The organism is Aurantimicrobium minutum (genome assembly GCF_029892845.1).
GTDB classification, from domain to species: Bacteria; Actinomycetota; Actinomycetes; order Actinomycetales; family Microbacteriaceae; genus Aurantimicrobium; species Aurantimicrobium minutum_B.
Map to the genome: position 1 here is coordinate 13,395 of NZ_JARXVT010000003.1, position 16,145 is coordinate 29,539.

The 16,145-nt window shown below is 54.6% G+C and carries 16 protein-coding genes and 1 tRNA gene; 2 read left to right on the plus strand and 15 right to left on the minus strand.

Translation table 11 applies throughout. From position 1 onward, the window contains the following. Positions 1–2: 2 nt before the first annotated feature. On the minus strand, positions 3–1,040 hold the full coding sequence (locus tag M2118_RS04615; protein WP_280794767.1) for a DMT family transporter: 1,038 nt from the start codon (positions 1,038–1,040) through the stop codon (positions 3–5). Between the two features lie 42 nt (positions 1,041–1,082). On the opposite strand from M2118_RS04615, the gene def reads away from it, so the two are divergent. Then, positions 1,083–1,646 carry a peptide deformylase gene (def, locus tag M2118_RS04620; protein ID WP_280794768.1) on the plus strand — a complete coding sequence of 188 codons (564 nt, stop codon included), beginning with the start codon at positions 1,083–1,085 and terminating at the stop codon, positions 1,644–1,646. On the opposite strand, the gene M2118_RS04625 is transcribed toward def, so the two are convergent. The 14 genes from M2118_RS04625 to M2118_RS04690 all read right to left on the minus strand — a co-directional run bounded on the left by M2118_RS04625 (position 1,643) and on the right by M2118_RS04690 (position 15,444). Continuing rightward, positions 1,643–1,957, minus strand: a complete 315-nt coding sequence (locus tag M2118_RS04625) for an AzlD domain-containing protein (RefSeq protein ID WP_280794769.1) — start codon at positions 1,955–1,957, stop codon at positions 1,643–1,645. The two genes, def and M2118_RS04625, sit on opposite strands and share 4 nt — an antisense overlap. Continuing rightward, a complete protein-coding gene (locus tag M2118_RS04630; protein WP_280794770.1) occupies positions 1,954–2,724 on the minus strand; it encodes an AzlC family ABC transporter permease in 771 nt (256 codons plus the stop codon). Before M2118_RS04630 ends, M2118_RS04625 begins: the two co-directional genes overlap by 4 nt. An 88-nt stretch (positions 2,725–2,812) precedes the next feature. Continuing rightward, positions 2,813–2,885, minus strand: a tRNA-Asn gene (locus tag M2118_RS04635). Between the two features lie 67 nt (positions 2,886–2,952). Next, positions 2,953–3,996, minus strand: a complete 1,044-nt coding sequence (locus M2118_RS04640) for a D-isomer specific 2-hydroxyacid dehydrogenase family protein (RefSeq protein WP_280794771.1) — start codon at positions 3,994–3,996, stop codon at positions 2,953–2,955. A gap of 3 nt (positions 3,997–3,999) precedes the next feature. Next, on the minus strand, positions 4,000–5,925 hold the full coding sequence (dnaG, locus tag M2118_RS04645) for a DNA primase (RefSeq protein ID WP_280794772.1): 1,926 nt from the start codon (positions 5,923–5,925) through the stop codon (positions 4,000–4,002). Next, a complete protein-coding gene (locus tag M2118_RS04650) occupies positions 5,925–7,232 on the minus strand; it encodes a deoxyguanosinetriphosphate triphosphohydrolase (protein WP_280794773.1) in 1,308 nt (435 codons plus the stop codon). Before M2118_RS04650 ends, dnaG begins: the two co-directional genes overlap by 1 nt. Then, complete coding sequence (gene dusB / locus M2118_RS04655; RefSeq protein ID WP_432418377.1) at positions 7,232–8,416, minus strand: tRNA dihydrouridine synthase DusB; 1,185 nt, start codon at positions 8,414–8,416, stop codon at positions 7,232–7,234. The genes M2118_RS04650 and dusB overlap by 1 nt, the downstream gene beginning before the upstream one ends. A gap of 60 nt (positions 8,417–8,476) precedes the next feature. Continuing rightward, a complete protein-coding gene (locus M2118_RS04660) occupies positions 8,477–9,121 on the minus strand; it encodes a DsbA family oxidoreductase (protein ID WP_280794776.1) in 645 nt (214 codons plus the stop codon). Continuing rightward, positions 9,118–10,302, minus strand: a complete 1,185-nt coding sequence (locus tag M2118_RS04665) for a hypothetical protein (protein WP_280794778.1) — start codon at positions 10,300–10,302, stop codon at positions 9,118–9,120. Before M2118_RS04665 ends, M2118_RS04660 begins: the two co-directional genes overlap by 4 nt. 36 nt (positions 10,303–10,338) lie before the next feature. Further along, positions 10,339–11,139: an isoprenyl transferase gene (locus M2118_RS04670; RefSeq protein ID WP_280794779.1), complete on the minus strand. Its 801-nt coding sequence runs from the start codon at positions 11,137–11,139 to the stop codon at positions 10,339–10,341. Continuing rightward, the gene (gene recO / locus M2118_RS04675; RefSeq protein ID WP_280794780.1) at positions 11,136–11,858 is read right to left on the minus strand and encodes a DNA repair protein RecO; all 723 of its coding nucleotides are present in this window, start codon (positions 11,856–11,858) and stop codon (positions 11,136–11,138) included. Before recO ends, M2118_RS04670 begins: the two co-directional genes overlap by 4 nt. After that, positions 11,858–12,565, minus strand: a complete 708-nt coding sequence (locus M2118_RS04680; RefSeq protein ID WP_280794781.1) for a trimeric intracellular cation channel family protein — start codon at positions 12,563–12,565, stop codon at positions 11,858–11,860. The genes recO and M2118_RS04680 overlap by 1 nt, the downstream gene beginning before the upstream one ends. A gap of 59 nt (positions 12,566–12,624) precedes the next feature. Then, positions 12,625–13,809 carry a hypothetical protein gene (locus M2118_RS04685; RefSeq protein ID WP_280794782.1) on the minus strand — a complete coding sequence of 395 codons (1,185 nt, stop codon included), beginning with the start codon at positions 13,807–13,809 and terminating at the stop codon, positions 12,625–12,627. Positions 13,810–13,845: 36 nt separating this feature from the next. Beyond that, positions 13,846–15,444: an ABC-F family ATP-binding cassette domain-containing protein gene (locus M2118_RS04690; protein ID WP_280794783.1), complete on the minus strand. Its 1,599-nt coding sequence runs from the start codon at positions 15,442–15,444 to the stop codon at positions 13,846–13,848. A gap of 70 nt (positions 15,445–15,514) precedes the next feature. On the opposite strand from M2118_RS04690, the gene M2118_RS04695 reads away from it, so the two are divergent. Next, on the plus strand, positions 15,515–16,117 hold the full coding sequence (locus M2118_RS04695; protein ID WP_280794784.1) for a biotin transporter BioY: 603 nt from the start codon (positions 15,515–15,517) through the stop codon (positions 16,115–16,117). Positions 16,118–16,145: the final 28 nt, after the last annotated feature.

The window sequence follows — 16,145 nt, forward strand, 5'->3', positions numbered from 1 at the left end:
CTTTAGTTTACGGACTTAGCCTTCTTGATGGCCTCTTTGGCGCCGTGTGCCGCTGTATTGACCTTGGCCTTTGAATCAGCTGTGGCGCCTTTGAACCCAGCTTTAGCTTCAGCACTGGCTTCTGCAAGGGGTTCGTGTGCATCTGGGTGATACTTCGCCAGCAGGAATACGCCGATCACGGCAAGAACTCCCGCAATGATGTAGGCCACGATGGCCCAGGGTGGCGCCTGCGAAGCCTCATCGAGGATGACGATACCGATGGTGACAGCCACGATGGGATCGATAACTGTCAAACCAGCAATCACGAGGTCTGGTGGGCCTGAGGAATAGGCGTTCTGAACGAACAATGCGCCCAAAATTGTCGCGGCAAGAAGTGCTGCCAAGCATGCCCAGGTCAACCAGTCGGTTGCACCGTGGGTGATGCTGGTGATGACAACCTTGGCCAAGGTGGCAACAAAACCATAGAGAACACCCGCGCCCACGATGTAGTACAACGCAGAGAGGTGCTTGCCAAGGAACAGGAATAGGGCACCAAAGATTGCCAAGACGATCAGCAAAATGATGAGAATTTCAGCAAGGTCGGCTGAGGTCATCGGTGCGTTCACCGCAGTGAAAGCAGCGATAGAAACGAAAATACCAATGCCTCCCACGCTGAGCGTGATGGCGAGGATTGATTCTTTATTGAGCTTGGTTTTACTTACTCGGGAATTGAGGATTGCGGTCATCACGAGAGCAACAGCACCAATGGGCTGAACCACGATCAAAGGAGAAAAACCAAGCGAGATGAGCTGGAACACAATGGCGCCACCCAGGAGCAGTGTTCCGGTGAGCCACGAAGGGCGACGGAACAATCCCAACAGCTGCTTGAAGTTTAAAGAGGAGCTGCCTTCGTCGGCGTCATCTCCGACTTTTCCCACACCACGGTGCTGAAGTTGCGCACCAATCGACATCAACACAGCGCCCACGAGAGCAAACGGAATACCGATGAGCTGCGATGGTTCGAAGTGGACCTGTGAGAGGTCGGGCAAGTCGCCGAGCATAACTAGAACGCTACCCTGCCAACCTGCTAATAGGCTTGAGGCATGACCGTGCGCCCCATTGTTATCTCAGGTGATCCTGTCCTTCACGAACCCGCAAAGCCGGTTACTGAATTCAACGACGAGCTCCGCCAGCTCGTTCAAGATATGTACGACACCATGGATGAAGCTCCTGGTGTCGGTCTCGCTGCACCTCAGGTGGGCGTTGGCCTCCAGGTGTTTGTCTATGACTATCCCGAAGATGATGGAACACCACGTCGTGGGGTTGCGATTAACCCCTCATTGTTGATCTCGCCTCTTGAGATTCGTGACACCACTGATGCAGACGATGAGGGTTGCCTCTCATTCCCTGGAGAACGCTTTCCATTGGTCCGGGCAGATAAAGCACTTCTTCGCGCTGTAGACCTTGAAGGCAAGCCATTTGAGATTGAATGCGATGGCTGGTTCGCACGCATCTTCCAGCACGAATACGACCACCTCCTCGGCTACCTTTACACCGATCGCTTGGATTACGAATTCAACAAGCAGGCTGCAAAGATTGAGCGCAAACGCGGCTGGGGTAAGCCTGGGAAGTCGTGGATGCCTGGAGTCGATAACCTCGACGACTAGGCCATCCAGCCCAGGTTTCGAAGCACTACTGCGACAATTCCTGCCACCGCGACGACCACAATAAAGGGCACGCGGAACGAGAACAGGATTGCTGCCACGATGACGGCAGGAATGCGCGCATCAATCGCAATTGATTGGCCTGCACCCAGCGTCTGAACAGCGACTAAAGCCGCAAGCATGGCAACAGTGAGCAAGTTCGTCACACGTGTGAACTTTGGCTTTTCGAGCAAGCTTTGCGGAATGAGATACCCGGTGTATTTCACGACGAAAGACAACACCGAGGCTACGATCACTGTGATCCAGAGAGTCATGATGCTGTCCCCTCATGTCCTGGATGGAACCCGGGGGTGTCCAAAGGTTCTGACGCGTCATCGGGCTGCACCTGTGCAGCAGGTTCACGGTGGAGCCAGTTGGTCAGGCCAAAGACCAACGCAACCAGGGCAGCCGCTAGCACTGGAACGCCAGGTGGCGTGAATGGAATCAGGATGGTGGCGAGCACTGCAGCAACCATGGCCACGGCGGCAGCCTGAAGCTGCTTGAGCCTGGGCCACAAGAGCCCCACGAACGCAGCAGCTGCAACGGCGTCTAGCCCGAACTTGTTGACGTCCCCTACGAGGTTGCCGAGCAATGCCCCAGCAAACGTGGCGAGGTTCCACCCGATATATATGGCAATACCGGTGGTCCAGAAGCCAACCTTCTGGGCGCTTTTCTCATCCTGCGCAATCGCGACTGCGGTTGATTCATCGATGGTGAGCTGGGCTGCAATTATTCGTCGCCACCATGGTCCCTCTCCCACGATGGGTGCCACTCGCATGGAATAAATGCCATTACGCAGGGCAAGGAATGTGCTGGATGCAATCGCAGGAATTCCGGCAGCTGCGCCACCTGAAGCAATGATGCCAATCACGGCAAACTGTGAGCCACCAGAAAACAAGACCAGTGAGAGGAAACAGGTCTGCCAAACATCTAAACCGGCAGCCACACTCAGTGCCCCAAAAGAAACACCATATGCAGCAACAGCAATGCCGACAGAAATGCCAGTTCGAAGGGCGCGCTTATCAGCAGCAGATAAAGCCACGGCGCCTCCTCGGTAAGAACATTCCCACGCTACCGAAGTCCACGGAGGAAAGTAAAAAGCCCCTGATCGTGGAGGACCAGGGGCTTCGCTCCCCGACATGGACTCGAACCATGAACCTACGCATTAACAGTGCGTTGCTCTGCCAATTGAGCTATCGGGGATTGCTTTTAGGCGTTTTTATATTACCCCAAATGAGACGGTGCAAAAACCGCACTAACGTTAACCGCTCTAGTAGCCGGCTTCCGTGTCCACAACACCGGTGAACTGCTCCCCTGCAATGAAGGCAGCAACGTTGCGAGAGATACGTTCCGCCAGCAACGGTGCAGTCATATCCGGCGTATCTGCCATGTGCGGAGTGATGAGAACATTCAGTGCGGTCCAGAGTGGATGTCCATCCGGAAGAGGCTCAGGCTGGGTGACATCCATAGCAGCGCCATAAATCTTTTCTGAGTTCAAGGCGTCAACAAGTGCATCAGGATCCACCAACGGCCCTCGAGCAATGTTCACGAGAACGGCAGTCTTCTTCATCAAGGCAAGTTCTTCAGCGCCAATGAGGTGCGTGGTCTCCCCTGTCAGCGCTGCAGCAACAACGACAACATCCGCTCCAGGGAGGACTTTGTGAAGTCGGTCTGTGGTGACAGTGCTGGCAGCGCCAGGAACCTGAACTGCTGAGCGCCTGACCACGGTGATGGAAGTGTGGAACGGTTCAAGCTGGCGGATGAGTTCGCGGGCGATTCCCCCAGCACCAATGATGACTACGTTTTTGTGGAACAAAGAAATGCCTTTGGGGACCGCATCCCAGCTGGTTGCACGGATGCGACGAGGGAACAAACGCAAGAGTGCAAAGATCATGCCGAAGGCATGCTCTGCAACAGGCTGGGCATAAGAACCCTTTGCACTCGTGAAGACCAGACCATGACGAGATTGTTCTTTGAGAACCTGCGCATAGGCGTCGACACCTGCCCACGGCAGTTGCACCCAGGTGAGTTGAGGATTAGCTGCGAGCACATCTCCAAGTTCAGAAGACTTTGTGTAGGAGAGCCACACTAAACCGCGAGTATCAGGGCCCAGTGGCTGAAGGTCTCCCCCAGCTTCAACCACAGCATCACGGAATACTTGGCTACCGCCAATGGTGTTGTCGTCGTGGTTTTCGGGAAGCACAGCAATAGGACCTGATTCAACCCGTGGCGAAGTAGCAGAGGTAGTTTCATCTCCCAAGACTGCATTGTGTTGAGGTACCTCACACACGCAATCTTTCTGGCGAATCTTCATGGACTAATCCTCGCGCAGCAGTCGACGCTTTGTCTCAAGATCGAGGAGTTCTCTCTGAATCTCGCGGCTGACTTCACCTTGATCAACACTGGTGCGCTGGAGACGACCCACAAGCTCAGACTTTCGACGAACAAGGTCACGCTCAATCAACGAGATGACAACACCACGGCAGTAAATCTGAGTTTGTTCTGCGTTCTTCTGTGGCAGCGGAGCGACAGCCAGCTGGGTAACTAGCGGTTTGAAGTCCTGCGGGAGATCATTCTGAATGCGATCAAGCCAGGTTTCCCCGCCGAGTTCATTCACATTCGCACCAATGGCATCGCGCACGGTGGCAAGGTTGGCATCCATGATGGCCGACTGGGCTGCCTCTGCAGCAAGCTCAAGTCCGACGAGTTCAGGGTATTGGATCAGTGCCATCAATGCGTCGCGTTCGAGACGCGTGGAAGGGTCATTCTTCAGTTCAAAGACGCGAGGACCCTCAGGCTCAGAAGGAGTTTCCGTGGACGAATCGACTGATGCTCCAGGAGCTCCAGCAGGACGACTCGTGGCAGGCCCTGCATAGCCCTGACGTGCACCCTCCGAGGTGGTCTGCATGCCTTTAGAGCGCGAAGCCTTCACTGCGTTTGAAACAGCAACCTGGGCCTCTGATACGTCCACGCCGGTGAGGCGAGCAAGTTCACGCGTATATCCAGGGCGAAGCGCAGAGTCACGAATATCGGCCACAACAGGAGCTGCTTCACGCAGTGCGGCCACTCGTCCCTCGACAGTGTCTAGGTTGTAATTCTTCAGCATCTGACGAATCACGAATTCAAACATGGGCACCTTGGCGTCCATGAGATCTCGAACAGCTTGTTCGCCTCGCTGTAAACGCAGATCACAGGGATCTAAACCTTCAGGGGCCACTGCTACGAAGGTCTGCGCAGCGAAGCGTTGTTCTTCAGCAAAAGCTCGCATGGCGGCCTTCTGGCCCGCTGCATCTGGGTCGAAGGTGAAGATGACTTCACCGAGACCCGAGTCATCTCCCATGATGCGGCGAATGAGTTTGATGTGCTCCACGCCAAAGCTCGTTCCACAGGTTGCTACTGCTGTGGTCACCCCAGAGAGGTGGGCAGCCATCACATCGGTATAGCCCTCGACAACAACGACGCGGCGGGATTTCGAGACGTCACGCTTTGCTAAATCCAGTCCGTAGAGGACTTGTTGCTTGTGATAGACCGGGGTTTCTGGAGTATTGAGGTACTTAGGGCCCTGGTCATCGTCATAGAGCTTGCGGGCACCAAAACCAATGGTCTGCCCGGTCACATCACGAATAGGCCAAATCACGCGACCACGGAAGCGGTCATATACGCCCTTGTCTCCCTGGGAGAGCAAACCTGCTTGCAACTGTTCTTCTTCGGTGAAGCCCTTGGTCTTGAGGTGGTCACGAAGTTCGTTCCACGCCTTGGGCGCATAGCCAATCCCGAAGTGTTCTGCCGCTGCCTTGTCGAAGCCACGCTCACCAAGGAACTTCCGGCCTTCTGCAGCACCAGGCGCAGCAAGCTGCGCCACGAAGAATTCAGCGGCAGCAGTATTGGCAGCCAGAATGCGAGAACGGTTGCCAGACTCATTTGGCTTGCCTGAGCCTTCTTCGTAGTGAAGTTCAAAGTTGATGCGCTGAGCGAGACGCTCAATGGACTCCGTGAAGCTGAGGTGGTCCATCTTCTGGATGAAGGTATAGACGTCACCGGACTCTCCACATCCAAAGCAGTGGAAGTAGCCCACCGTAGGACGAACGTGGAAGCTCGGTGAGCGCTCATCGTGGAAAGGACACAGTCCTTTCATGGAGCCCACACCAGCGCTCTTGAGTGTTACGTAGTCACCGATGACATCGGCGATGTTGACGCGCTGCTTGAGCTCTTCCACGTCTGCTTGACGAATACGGCCTGCCACTAGGAAATCACCTGCGCAGAATTGTTCCCGCCACACAGACGGTCATGCCAGGCGAAAGCAGATTGGTCGGTCAGGCTCGCAACCTGGTCAATAACGATTCGGCGACGGACAGCTTCATCAGTGGTATTTTTCCAATCCTCACCGAAGTGTGGATCAAGAACAGCTGGGCCGCCTTGGAAAAGTGCATTACATAAATCGGTAAGCACCTCACGCTGGTGAGCATAAACAGGCTTCCGTGCATTTGTAGTCATCACGAACGCAGCAACTATTCCCTTCAGCACAGCAATCTCAGCCCGGACCTCAGCAGGAACAATCACGTTGCCACCGAAGCGAACCAGGTTCTGCTGCGGATGGGCTTCGCGCGTCGCGTGAACGGCAGCATGCGCAAAACGTCCAATCAGCTGGCTGGTCAAGTTCTTGAGCTTGGCTTGCGCGATGCGCGAGCCATCCCATGTGTCTACCCAAACATCGAGGTTGTCTAAGCGGTCAAAGGCGGCAATGAGTTCATCGTGAGTGAACTCACCACCAATCCACTCAAACATCGACTCAACGAGTTCATCGTGGTTAACACGAGCACCCAGCTCGCCTGCATCAACGTAGCCGTTGACAATGGCGTCTTCGAAGTCGTGCACGGAGTAGGCGATGTCATCACTGAGGTCCATTACCTGTGCTTCGATGCAACGCTGGCGGTCAGGTGCACCTTGGCGCATCCAGTCAAAGACATCAACATCATCGGCATAGAACCCAAACTTGGCACGGCCGGTGGGATCAATCACGGCCTGCTGTTCGGGCCAGGGATACTTCGTGCTGGCATCCAAACTGGCCCGGGTGAGGTTCAAGCCAAAGCTGCGCCCGTCGGTTCCAAAAACTTTGGGCTCGAGGCGGGTGATCAAACGAAGAGTTTGAGCATTACCTTCAAATCCCCCGATGTCCTCAGACCACGTACTCAAAGCTTTCTCACCATTGTGGCCAAAGGGCGGGTGCCCGATGTCATGAGCAAGACACGCAGTGTCAACTACATCTGGATCAAGACGCAAACGTCCAGCGATCTCACGACCAACCTGAGCAACCTCAAGTGAATGAGTGAGGCGGTTACGAGCAAAGTCGAGACCTGCTGTGGGACTGAGAACTTGGGTCTTTGCAGAAAGGCGACGCAGCGCACTTGAATGCAGCAAACGCGCACGGTCACGCGCAAAGTCGGAACGACGTGAGGAGTGTGTCTCCTCGAGCATGCGCTCGGCATCAAACTCGGAGTATCCCGGGGTAATTGTCGGGATAGAAGCGGTTTCGTGAATGTGATCAGACATTAGCCACCACTCGCATCGATTTCAGCGTGGGCAACAACGGCCTTTTCAGCGTCGCTGAGCGACTGTGAAGCCAACCACTGATCAGGCAGAGAAGGTCGCTTGGGCGTGCCCTGGCGACCACGCTGACCCTCGGCATCTGCACCGGGGTATGGCACCGACCAGTCGAGCTGTCCAAGGAGGTCGTCCAAGTGCTGCAAGCTCGTGACCTGAGCCAGTTGAGAGCGCACGTCTCCCCCGACGGGATACCCCTTGAAGTACCACGCCATGTGCTTGCGAATATCGCGGCAGGCATGCTCTTCAGTGTCAAAGAATTCAATCAACAACTCAAGGTGACGGCGAAGCGTGGCTGCGACATAACCCAGCGTGGGCTCAACCCTGTTACCGGGTTCTTGTAATCCAGCACGCTCGCGGAACGCGGCGTCCAATTCAGCGAATAGCCATGGACGCCCAAGGCATCCGCGTCCAACCACAACACCATCACAGTCAGTCTGATCCATCATGCGAATCGCGTCTTCAGCAGACCAGATGTCGCCATTACCTAGAACAGGAACACTTGTGATGGCTTGCTTGAGCTCACCGATGGCGTTCCAGTCAGCGTGCCCTGAGTAAAACTCAGCAGCCGTGCGACCGTGCAGAGCAATTGCGGACACTCCAGCACCCTCAGCTGCTTTCCCCGCTTCGATGAAGGTGAGGTGGTCTGCGTCGATACCTTTACGCATCTTGATGGTCAGAGGAATGTCTCCTGCCGCCTTGACTGCTTCTTCAACAATCTCGCGGAACAGATCTTTCTTCCAAGGCAAAGCAGAACCGCCACCCTTGCGGGTGACCTTGGGTACGGGGCAACCAAAGTTCAAGTCAATGTGGTCTGCGCGGTCTTCTGCCACCAGCATGGTCACTGCTTCACGCACTGTTTTGGGTGCAACACCATAAAGCTGAATGGAGCGGATTTCTTCGCTTGGGTGGGTCTGAATCAAATGCATTGAGCCTGGTGTGCGCTCAACGAGTGCACGAGAGGTAATCATCTCGGAGACGAAGATTCCGGAGCCCTGCTCGCGGCAGAGGCGACGGTAGGCCATGTTAGTAATTCCAGCCATGGGTGCGAGTACGACAGGAACCTCGGCCTGAATAGGCCCAATGTTCAAATTGCCCGCGCGGGCACCTGTCTTCACACTCGTCATCGTCATTCGCTCCTGTGTATCCAGTATCCCACGTTGTGTGCTGGGACTGTAGCCGAATGAGAAGAGTTAGTTTCTGTTTTCTGCAGCTTCTGTGAGTGCTGCAGCGAAGGTGGCGGAATCCTGTGCACCAGAGATGCCGTATTTGCCGTCAATGACATAGAACGGAACACCGTTGATGCCATACGCCTGAGCCTGGGCCATATCTGCCTTCACGGCATCAAGGAACTCCTCCTCGATCAGTGAACGCAGCACATCGGCCTCATCAAGGCCAACTTCAGCAGCTAACTTGGCCAGGTTCTCGCTCTTGCCGACATGCTCTCCGTCGATGAAGTAGGCCTTGAGGAGGCGTTCTTTCATCTCGAGTTGCTTGCCATGTGCTTTGGCATAGTGCAGGAGCTCATGCGCCTTGATGGTGTTGGTCTGGTGCACCTGGTCATAGTTGTAGTGCAGACCCACACTCTCGGCAATGCCAGTAACGCGCTCTAACATCTGGTGCACCTGCTCAACAGGAATACCTTTACGTTCACTCAGGTACTGAACAGGATCGCCCTCGAAGTCGACGGGAGTATCGGGAGCAAGCTCAAACGAGTGGTACTCAATCTCAACAGGGCGGCCATAGAGCTCTGCGCCCTTCTCAAACTTGCGCTTGCCGATGTAACACCAGGGGCACTGCACGTCAGACCAGATATCGACCTTGAGGGGATTGGTCATGAATAATCCTTTGCAACGAGTTCAATAATGGTCTGGGCCGCAGATGCAGGCTGTGGGCGAACTGCCGTAACGAGAGCTTGAATTTCAGCAGTTCGGTCTGGCAAAGATCCCGATTGGGCCTGCGCAATGGCTTGTTCAACTTCCAGCATCGTGTGAACTGTAACGGTAGAAGCTGCTGCGACATTCCCCAATGGAGAGAAGTCCCAGTGCACCTTTTTTTCCCAAAAGATGGCGGGCTTCCCTGTCACAAGTGGGTATTCCGCGAGGAATGAGACTCCGTCGGTCACCAGCGCATCTGAAGCAAGCAACAGGGCAGTCAACGGGGCGCCAAGATCGGTGAAAGTGTTGGGAAGAGCATCCCAGCGCGAACGCCAGTCATCGACCTCTTCTTGTGTCATCACTTCACGGTCAGTCATGGTGCCAAACAAGAATGGATGTGGCCTGAAGACAATGTCCATCTCCGGGTGCGATCTAGCGAAGGCCAACATAGGTTCACGTTGGTCGTTGAAATGACCAAAGTTCAACCAGCGATCGGCATAACTGTGATGGGGTGCCCAAATCAGTTTGAAAGGTTCTGTTTTCGCATTGTGTTCTCTCACAATGGGCCAGATTGAGGGGACTTCTGATTTAGCAGCCATCAAGGCATCAATCTTGGGCGTTCCGGTCAAGAAAGCGTGATCACCGCGACCGCTGGCATCAAAGGCAGCTTTGGTGTCAGCATCTTGCAAGAACACCATGTGAGCTAGTTGGTGAGTGGGCTGAGTGTATTGATGCGGAGCAACACCCGACTCCCCCGGCTCCTGCACGAGAGAAGTGGAGAAGTAGGGAACGTAGCAAACTTTGGTGAACTCGACCAGTTTTTCTATCTGGTAGTTCTTCTTGTAGTTGCGCTGCCAGGGATAGTTCAAGAACACATAGTCAGGGGCAAGTTCTTTGAGCCTGGCCAGGCCATCTTTGCTCTTCTTGAAAGAAAAACGCTCATGTGCGATGCCCTGAGAGTCAAGAAAAGCACTTACCTTTTTCTCATCACGGAACTTGTCATAACCGGTGAGCTTGCGCGGCAAAGAAACCACCAGCGGATCAAAGCGAGGGTCTGCCAGCATTCCTCGATAGACAGCATCAAGCGCATCCCAGGCTTCGAAATAGAAGCCGAGGAAGACCACTCGGATAGGTCTGCTCATGCCACGACTTTAGGCGGAGAAAGAACTCTGCGCAGGCTATTTCGCGCTGGGCTTATCAATAGCCCCGCCGAATCTGCGATCGCGACCAATGTATTGCTCAATGCTTTCCCACAGGTCTGTGCGCGAGAAAGAAGGCCAGAGCTGGTTCAGGAACACCATTTCGGCATATGCCGATTGCCAGAGCAAGAAGTTCGATGTGCGCTGTTCTCCGCTGGAACGAACAAAGAGATCCACATCGGGCATATCTGGAATGTAGAGGTTTTTCGCGAGGTACTTCTCAGTGACCTTGCTGGGGTTGATCTTTCCTGAGGCAACATCTTCTGCGATCTTGCGCACCGCGTCCGCTATTTCTGTACGACCGCCATAGTTCACACACATGGTCAAAGTCAGAGTCTTGTTGTTCTTGGTGAGTTCTTCGGCGTATTGAAGCTCGTCAATCACGGATGCCCACAGCTTGGGCTTGCGGCCTGCCCAGCGCACGCGCACATCCCATTCGTTGAGCTGATCGCGACGTCGGTGGAGAACATCACGGTTGAAGCCCATCAAGAAGCGCACTTCATCAGGTGAGCGCTTCCAGTTCTCGGTGCTGAAGGCATAGACACTGAGGTGCTTCACACCAGCCTGAATTGCTCCGGCCACAACATCAAGCAGAGCTGCTTCACCGGCTTTGTGGCCTTCCACACGGGTGAGACCGCGCTGGTTCGCCCAGCGTCCATTGCCATCCATCACGATGGCAACGTGGTTAGGAACAGCACCATCAAAGGAAGGTGGATAGACACCCGTCCAGTCAATGGGCTTGTATTCGACCGCGTCTGTGTGAGTGTAGGGCTTACTCATTTCGCTACATGCTCCAAAGATCGAAGGGTTCGTTCCAAATGCCACTGGGTATAGGCAGAGACCAAGGCAGATGCCTTGCTCCAATTCTGCTGGGTATGAGCCTCTGCCGCATCCCACTCGCCACGAACAAGTGCATCCAGAAGAAGTACGACGTCTGGAACGATGTGTGGAGCACCGGGAGGCGCACACTTCACACAGACCATTCCACCAAGTTGAACGACAAAACTTTCGTGCGGGCCCACTTCGCCACAACGAGCACAGCTATCAAATGTGGGAGCCCACCCTGCCAAGCTCAACGCACGCAAAAGATAAGAATCCAAAGTGAGTTCGGTCGGGTGCTCTTGACGAGAGAGTGAGCGCAAGGCTCCCACCAGCAGCAGGTACTGCTGCGGGGAGCCTTCTAGCTCGGTCACCTTGTCGGCGGTTTCAACCATCACGCTGGCCGCGGTGAATCGTGGATAGTCATCCACAATGTCAGCACCATAGGACGCGATGGTTTCTGCCTGCTGAATAGTGTCCAAGCTTCGGCCTTCATAGAACTGAATGTCTGCGACCATGAAGGGCTCTAAGCGAGCACCGAACTTGGACGACGTTCTACGCACACCCTTGGCAACGGCACGAACCTTGCCATGGCCCTTGGTCAGAAGGGTGACAATACGATCTGCTTCACCGAGTTTGTGGGTGCGTAGCACCACTCCCTCGTCGCGATAAGTGGGCATTACAGGTCTCGTTGAACGTCGACAGGCCCAGTCAAATCGGTTGGTCGCACAAGCTTGGGATTGCGCAAAGACTTCAACATGCGCTGCTCTGGAAGTGACCACCCGAAACGCACTGCCAAAAGTCTCAAGACAGTTGTGACAGCAACGCTGACGGGAACACTAATTTCTAAACCGATATTTGCTTCATTGAATCCGAGCAAGACAATAGATCCCGCTGTCGCCGCGATGGCGTAGAGAGAACCCACGTGCATGACTGAGATAGGCATGTTGAGCAGGAGGTCGCGAATGAAACCTCCACCCACAGCAGTGATCACGCCGACAAAGAGTGCGGGAACAAAGGGCAAACCAGAAACCAAGGCAGCGGTCGTTCCGAGTGCGCCAAACAACCCCAAAGCCAATGCGTCAAGAACAGTAATCAGCCAGTCAATGCGACGGAAGATTCTCGCCAAAAACATACCGAGCAGGGCAGCAACAAGAGCAGTGAGGATGTACCAATTCTCGGTGAGAGCAATGGGGAGACGATTGAGCAGGATGTCACGGAGGAATCCTCCGCCCAACCCAGTTGCAATACCGATAACTGCAACACCAAACAGGTCAAGTTTGCGATCACGGAAACCCGATGCGTAAATAGCGCCCTGCAGACTTGCAACACCAATAGCAAGACCGTTCACCCAAACGGGAACATCTATAGGCTCTGCAATCAGCATGAGTACAGGCTACGCCTGAGTAACCTCACAAGCGCTGTGCCACCTCATGCAAGCTCAAACTATTGAGGGATATAGGTTCCTGAAATAACGAAAACGTCAGAGGTAGTCAGTGTCACCGGAGAGTTGTGGTCAAACATCACCTGTTGAGATCCGCTGTCGTAGGTCAGTTCCAAGATGTTACTGCCCGCATCCGCGTAGCCGTGCAGCGTAAAGTCGTGTCCAGATGAGGTATCCGTGATGCGGCCTTCACTGGTTGAGTATCCGTACTTTGAGGCAAATGGCAGAGTCACGTAATACTGACCAGTTCCAAAACCGGTGATGTTCGTCATAACCACCGTCACGTTGAAGAAAACGGTTGCACCGGTTCGTACATAAGCACCGTAGAACATCGGTGCGCCGTTAAATGTTGGCTGCGTGCCAGAGATCGTTCCGCCACCGAGCGTGTATGGCAGCTCAACAGGGGCAAACGCCGGTCCGACTGGTCCTTGAACTCCCTGAATACCTTGAGCTCCTTGAGGACCGGCAGGGCCTTGAAGCTGAGCAGAAGTTTGAGTTGTTCCATCTGGGAACTTAATCCCCCGGGAAGGTACAAGGAATCCTAGATCTCCACGGTTACCAATTGAGATGTCCTGACCAGAAACTATCGACTCGAGGCCGGTCGAGGTCAAACGAATGTTCCCGATTCGAAGTGAGTCTGCACCGTCAACGAGAAGACTTCCGTTGTCCACGGCAATGCCTGTTTGGACACCGGTTGTGGTGTCTTGGATGTAAATAGTCCCTGGGCCTAATTGAAGGCTTTTCCAGCGCTTATCTGGAAGCCCGAGTGTGTAGAAGTTGTCTACCGCAGGAACAACATTCCCTGAGATTGAAGCTAGGGTCGATGCGTCACACACACCGGTAGCACCTGTTGCTCCAGTTGCTCCAGTAGCACCGGTGGGGCCAGGAGTTCCATTAGTGCCGTCTGTGCCGTTAGTGCCGTTAGTGCCGTTGGTACCGTTAGTGCCGTCAGTCCCATTGGTACCGTTAGTGCCATTGGTACCGTTTGTGCCGTCAGTGCCATTGGTACCGTTTGTACCGTTAGCGCCATCGGTACCGTCAATTCCGTCGACACCGTCAAAGCAAACACCAGTTGAAGATGTTGGCGAAGAGACATTTGAGGCATTAAGCCCTACCCCTAAGCCAAAAACTATTCCTGCCCCAGTAACTGCCGCAATTGACGCGACAAATACATCTCTAGTCCCCATACCTCGAGACTAGACCCAGAGTGTGGTCTCAGTGAATTACGCCAACTCAATGAGGTCGGCATATTCCTTGTTCCAGTGGTCTTCAATACCATCGGGCAAGATCAACACACGTTCAGGGTTGAGCGCTTCAACGGCACCGGGGTCGTGAGAGACCAAGACAACGGAACCCTTATAGCTGGCCAGGGCACCTAGGATCTCCTCACGAGAAACAGGATCCAAGTTGTTAGTGGGCTCGTCCAAGAGCAAAACGTTGGCACTCGAAACTACGAGCATGGCTAATGCCAGACGCGTCTTCTCGCCACCGGAGAGAACCCCCGCAGGCTTGAGAACGTCATCACCGGAGAACAGGAAGGAACCCAGCACCTTGCGGCACTCTGTCTCTGTCATGTGTGCTGCAGCAGAAACCATGTTCTGAAGAACCGAGTCCTGCACGCGCAGAGTTTCGTGCTCCTGGGCGTAGTAGCCGACCTTGAGGCCATGGCCTTCGATGACTTCACCGGTGTCGGGCTTGTCCACGCCCGCAAGAATGCGCAGAAGAGTGGTTTTTCCGGCTCCGTTGAATCCCAAGATGACCACGCGAGAGCCACGGTCAATGGCGAGGTCTACAGCGGTGAAAATCTCCAGTGAACCATAGGAACGAGACAGGTCAGTTGCCATCAGGGGGGTCTTGCCACAGGGAGCAGGATCCGGGAAGCGCAGCTTCGCCACCTTGTCGCTCATGCGAACTTCATCAAGACCGGCCAGGAGTGTTTCAGCACGACGAGCCATCTGCTTTGCTGCCACAGCACCTGAAGCACGAGCACCCATCTTGGCAGCCTGAGTTTGAAGCGTTGTTGCCTTCTGTTCAGCATTGGCACGTTCACGCTTGCGGCGCTGTTCGTCCTGTTCGCGCTGCTTCTGGTAGTTCTTCCAGCTCATGTTGTAGACGTCAATGACTTGACGGTTAGCGTCGAGATAGAACACGCGGTTCACCGTTTCGCCGACAAGCTCAACATCGTGACTGATGATGATCAATCCACCTTGGTAGCCCTTGAGGAATTCACGCAGCCAGACAACCGAGTCTGCATCCAAGTGGTTCGTGGGCTCATCGAGGAGCATTGTTTCCGCTCCGGAGAACAAAATACGTGCCAGTTCAATACGTCGACGCTGACCACCCGAGAGCGTCTTCAGAGGCTGTTCGAGAATACGATCAGGAAGTTTGAGGTTAGAAGCAATAGAGGCAGCTTCCGCCTCAGCGGCATAACCACCGAGAGCATCAAAGCGGTCAGCGAGTTCGCCATACTTACGCATTGCTTCGGCGGCGACCTTTTCATCAGCATCACCCATGAGCATGCTGCTCTCGGCCATCCCCTGAACCAGGGATCCGAGGCCACGTGCGTTGAGAATACGGGTGCGAGCAAGCTCTTCAGGGTCACCGGAGCGAGGATCCTGCGGGAGATAACCAATCTCTCCGCCGACCTCAATGAGGCCACCAGCTGGTTGCAGATCGCCTGCGAGTGTTTTTGTCAACGTGGTCTTGCCGGCACCATTACGGCCGACCAACCCAATCTTGTCTCCGTTGGAAACACGGAAGGAAACTTCCGACATCAGCACTCGGGCGCCTACGCGCAGCTCAAGGTCTTGGACGTTGAGCACAGGCTTTTCCCGATTCTTTGGTACATCTTGGCTAAGCCATAAGGCTCATTACTTCCTTTAGTATATTTCTATGTCGAACATCACTCTTGCTGCTTCACGTCCTGTGCTCGTTGACCGTCTCGGTTCACGCACTCTCGTTACCGATGTTGCCCTCATTGCTGCTGGTGCAGCTCTGACCGCGGGCGCAGCACAGCTGGTTATCCCTATGTGGCCTGTGCCCATCACGGGACAGACCTTCGCGGTGCTGTTCGTCGGTGCAACCCTCGGTTCTCTCCGTGGTGCACTCTCCATGCTCTTGTACGTCGGCCTCGGCGTAGCCGGTCTTCCCATCTTCGCTGAAGGTGGTGCAGGTCTTGAAAAGCTTGCTGGCCCTACCGGTGGTTACATGATTGGTTTCGTTCTGGCAGCAGCTCTTGTTGGTTGGCTTGCACAGAAGGAGTGGGACCGTAAGGTTCTCGGTACCATCGGTGCATTCCTAGCTGGAACCGCCGTCATCTACGCAGTAGGTCTCCCCTGGCTCTCTGTTGCTCTCGGTCAGCTGGGTTACCCCAACGACCTGAGCGCAACTCTCCAGGCAGGTCTCTACCCCTTCATTCCAGGTGACCTGCTCAAGGCCCTGGCTGCAGGTGGACTGCTTCCTCTCGTGTGGAAGCTCAGCACCCGCACCAAGTAAGGCAGTTTTCAACACGAAAGCCCCTGAC